Origin of the sequence: Methylocaldum sp. (genome assembly GCF_039794385.1) — a bacterium.
Classification (GTDB): domain Bacteria; phylum Pseudomonadota; class Gammaproteobacteria; order Methylococcales; family Methylococcaceae; genus Methylocaldum.
The window spans coordinates 1-4,312 of record NZ_JBDIVO010000371.1; the positions used below are offsets into that span (position 1 = coordinate 1).

General features: G+C 59.9%; 2 protein-coding genes. One reads left to right on the forward strand and one right to left on the reverse strand.

Annotated features, from left to right (window positions below; translation table 11 throughout):
- Positions 1–303: 303 nt before the first annotated feature.
- Positions 304–2,313, forward strand: a complete 2,010-nt coding sequence (locus ABJK70_RS20915) for a TonB-dependent receptor (RefSeq protein WP_347258997.1) — start codon at positions 304–306, stop codon at positions 2,311–2,313.
- A gap of 164 nt (positions 2,314–2,477) precedes the next feature.
- Here ABJK70_RS20915 and ABJK70_RS20920 read toward each other — a convergent pair whose 3' ends face one another.
- Positions 2,478–3,695 carry an MFS transporter gene (locus tag ABJK70_RS20920; RefSeq protein WP_077731481.1) on the reverse strand — a complete coding sequence of 406 codons (1,218 nt, stop codon included), beginning with the start codon at positions 3,693–3,695 and terminating at the stop codon, positions 2,478–2,480.
- Positions 3,696–4,312 lie beyond the last annotated feature (617 nt).

Genomic DNA, 4,312 nt, shown 5'->3' on the forward strand with positions numbered 1-4,312 from the left:
TTTCCATCCCGGTGTACGGATTCGTGCCAGGAGGGGAGAACGTAGGTCGGCAATCCCTTGCCGACAAAGCCCTTCGCCGAGCCGATACGTCGGCAAGGGATTGCCGACCTACATATCCGAATCCCTTCACCGATTCGGAAAACGCTCTAGGCGGCTGATGTCGTGCGCGCCGCTGGAAGGACGGACAGTCTGCGTTCCGGTGAGTGCATTGGCAGGACGTGCGTGTACTGAAGCCAAGACGAGACGAACAGACAGATACCTTACGGTATCACTGTTCCGGGAACCAACAAGTAGAAAAATGCGATGAACTTTGTGCGTTCTGGTTTGGCGCTGGCCATCCTCGTGTGCGGTTATGCACTCGCAGATCAACCGCCGACGATTCCTGCCATCGTAGTCACCGCGACTCAAAGCGAACGGGATTCCTTCCTGGTCCCACAGGCCATAGCGAGCATAACTCCGGAATTCATCGACCATTCGCTGCAATCCATGACCCCCGATCTGTTCCGATTCACGCCGGGGGTATACATCCAGAAGACCAATCAGGGCGGCGGTTCGCCGTTCATCCGTGGCCTGACCGGCAAACAGGTGCTGATCCTGGTCGACGGCGTCCGGCTGAACAACTCGTTCTATCGGTTCGGTCCGCACCAGTATCTCAATACGATCGATCCGAACATCATCGAACGCATCGAGACCGTGCGGGGGCCGTCCTCGGTACTCTACGGCACCGACGCGCTGGGTGGAGCCATCAACATCATCACGCGCAAACGCCCCGACTTTTCCAAACCGCTCGGCTATAACGGCCTGCTCTCCGCCCATTACGAAAGTGCCGCCGACGCCGGCGTGTTCCGTGGCGAGGTGGAGGGCAACTGGAACCAGCTCGGCTTGATCGCCGGGGCAACCGGCAAGCTGTATGACGACCTCGACGGAGGCGGAAATCTTGGCCGACAAGTTCCCAGCGGGTACGACGAAAGCGACGCGGACCTGAAACTGAACTACCGACTGGACGAAAATCAGGAGCTGATCTTCGCCGGCCAGTATACCCGCCAGTTCAACGTCCCCAAGACCAGCGAAGTGACCCTGGGCGACAAGCTGAAATTCGATTACGAGCCGCAGGAACGCCGCTTCGGGTACCTGGAATACCGGGCGCGTCAGCTTGGGGTCTTCGACGGCGTACGTATCAATGCCTCCTACAACAACCAGCGCGAAGGGGAACAAGTGATCACGAGGCGCAACCCTGCCATCGAAACGCTGGAACTCACGGATGTCGACACTGTCGGACTCTCCCTGCAGCTGAAGAATCGGATCTTCGGCGACCATGACCTGACCTACGGGGCCGACTACTACCATGATGATTATCAGACCCGGAAAGTCGAGCGAAACCGGGTGACGGAGTCCGAACGCAAACTGACGCCCGGCACGCCGGATGGCGCGACTTACGAACACTGGGCTTTATATCTTCAGGACGAGGCGCACCTCCTGGATTCGCTTGAAGGCGTATTCGGCGTGCGCTACAACCGATACGAAGCCCGCGGCGAGGTGACCGATCAGAGCCTCCGCTTCGAGACGGATGCCGTAGCCGGCAATATCAACCTGGGTTACCGGCTCACGCCCGCTCTCAACCTGGTGGGCGGGCTGGCGTTCGGCTTTCGCGCACCCAACATGGAGGACTTTTTCGGCCGGGTGGACTTCTTCAGCGAGATACCCAATACCTCGCTGAAACCGGAAGAATCCTTCTCCAAAGAAATCGGCCTCAAATATCGCGATGAGGTCCTAAGTGCCGAGATATTTTACTTCCATAGTGACTATGAAGGATTTATCGATCGGGTTACCGTAGGCCGGCGGGCCGACGGCGCGCCGATCCAGCAGCGCCAAAACATCAATGACGCCGAAATCCAGGGCGTGGAGGCCAGTGCCGAATATCCCTTGAATGCTCAATGGCTGGTCGGCGCAACCCTGACCTGGACCGAGGGACGTGACGCGAAAACGAAGGCCCCGCTGCGACGGATTCCCCCGCTCAACGGTGCGGCCCGTCTGGTCTACTACCCCATGGATCGCCTGTGGATCGAGGGTTCGGTCTGGTGGGCCGACAATCAGGACCAACTCGCTAAGGGAGACATCGAAGACCCGCGCATCGGTGCCGGAGGAACGCCGGGATACACTGTGTTCAACCTCAAGGCGGGTTATACGCCGCATCCCCAACACGAGCTGTTGCTGGAACTGGAAAACCTGACCGACAAGAAATACAAGTCGCACGGATCCGGCATTTTCGCTCCCGGACTCAACGTTTTGGCGACCTACCGATTTAGGTTCTAGCCCGCGTTTGTTCATCATCGCGTTGTGGGTATTGATGCTCCTCCCGCCATCGGCCGCTCAACCGATCCTGGTGCATGCGACGTTCAAAACCGCGGTACGGGATTCGGTGTCTAGGTCTCGATGTGTCCGGAAAATTCGATCGCAAGCCATGAACACTTGGACGATCACGCTCGGCGTGCCCGAACACCGCTTCGGAGCAGGATGACAACCAGCGCAGCCGCGCTGAATATCGCCCCGGCAACGAAGGTGAATGCGGCGCCGAACTGGTCCCACAGCAGTCCGGCTAACGCGCTGGCCAGGAGCATGGCGAGTCCGCTCATGAGGTTGAAGAAGCCATAGGCCGTGCCTCTCAAGTCCGCTGGCGCGGTATCGGCCACCATCGTCGCCAGCAGCCCTTGGGTGATGCCCATGTGCAAGCCCCACAGGGAGATGCCGAGCCAGACCCAGGTCCAGTGGTCGCTGTAAGCCAGCGCGACGTCGGCACCGACCAGGACGACCAAACCCAGCGCAAGCAATTTAGCGTGGCTCATGCCGTCCGAGAGCTTGCCGAAGGGATAGGCCGACAGCGCATAGACGACATTCATCCCGATCAGCACCAGTGGGGCGAAGGCAATCGGCAGCCCGCCCTGTTGGGCACGCAGGATGAGGAAGGCTTCGGAGAATCGCGCCAGGGTAAACACCGCCCCGATCCCGACCACCCACCAGTACGCTGCAGACAGCCGGCGCAGGTTTTCCCGTCGGATCGGATTGATGGCACGGTGTTCCGACTTGTCCCTTTTCGGCTCCTGTACGCCGAAGAACAGCAGCGCGACGGCGAGAAACCCAGGAATGATGGCCACCCAGAACACGGCGCGGAAGTCGTTCGCCCAGACAAGCATCAGCCCCATGGCGAGGAGCGGGCCGAGGAAGGCGCCCACCGTGTCGAGCGACTGGCGCAGGCCGAAGGCCGCGCCGCGCACCTCGGGCGGCGCGATGTCCGCCACCAGCGCATCGCGGGGCGCCCCGCGGATGCCTTTGCCGACCCGGTCCATCAGCCGCGCGGCGAGCACTAGACCGGAACTCGTCGCCAGCGCGAACAGGGGCTTGGATACCGCGCCCAGACCGTAGCCGAGGACGGCCAGGGGCTTGCGTTTGCCCCAGTAGTCCGACAGGGCGCCGGAGAAGACCTTGACGATCAGCGCGGTGGCTTCCGCCGCCCCCTCGATCAGCCCTACCACAAACGCGCTTGCGCCCAGGGAGGTAATGAGAAAGACCGGCAGCAGGCTATGGATGAGCTCGGACGAGATGTCCATGAGCAGGCTGACGAAACCGAGAGCCCAGATGGCCGCCGGGATGCGGGCGCCCGACGGCGATGCTATTGCGGATTGATCGAGTCGATTCATTCGCTGATGTGTTCAAAAAGGGATCACGCCACGGAATACGAGCGATAACGGGACGTTCATGCGGCTATTCAAGGATATTCACCTGGCCAGTCGTCGGTCCGCGACGGCCCCGGATCCGGGTCAGCACCCACTCGTCCCACGGGTCCTTCTGGAGGTGGACTTCGTAGTACCGGGCCTCCTTCTCCCATCGGAGCCAGAGCGAGTCTTCGGCAGTGATGTCGTTACTCATGGCGGCCCATTGCGGACTTAGGAAAGGATATACAGGCTGATGAATTCACCTGCAAGATCGATTCCTGATCAAACTCTTCCCGATAGCGCTTCGCACGATCATTTCCGCTTATTTATTCAGCAGAACTTTCCGTAATTGATGCCAAAAGTGAAAAGTCTTTGCCGCCAATTCCGGCCGAATCAGGGCTGACTAGGCAGCAATCCGGCCATCTAACGCGTCGTAAACTGGAAAGTTTGATGCCCCGGAAGAATCGAGGATTCCGGCTTACAACCCCAGCAGAGATCCTTGGAAGCCACACATTAGCGACAGATTAAGTGTCGTCATATCGCAGCGTCGTTCCCACTGGGCCGACTTACAGTCATCTTCGAAGGTTTGGGCGATTCCTGGC

Bases quoted from the DNA above. Each gene is read 5' to 3' on its own strand.
- ABJK70_RS20915 (WP_347258997.1), top strand. From the start codon at position 304: ATGAACTTTGTGCGTTCTGGTTTGGCGCTGGCCATCCTCGTGTGCGGT.
- ABJK70_RS20920 (WP_077731481.1), bottom strand. From the start codon at position 3,695: ATGAATCGACTCGATCAATCCGCAATAGCATCGCCGTCGGGCGCCCGC.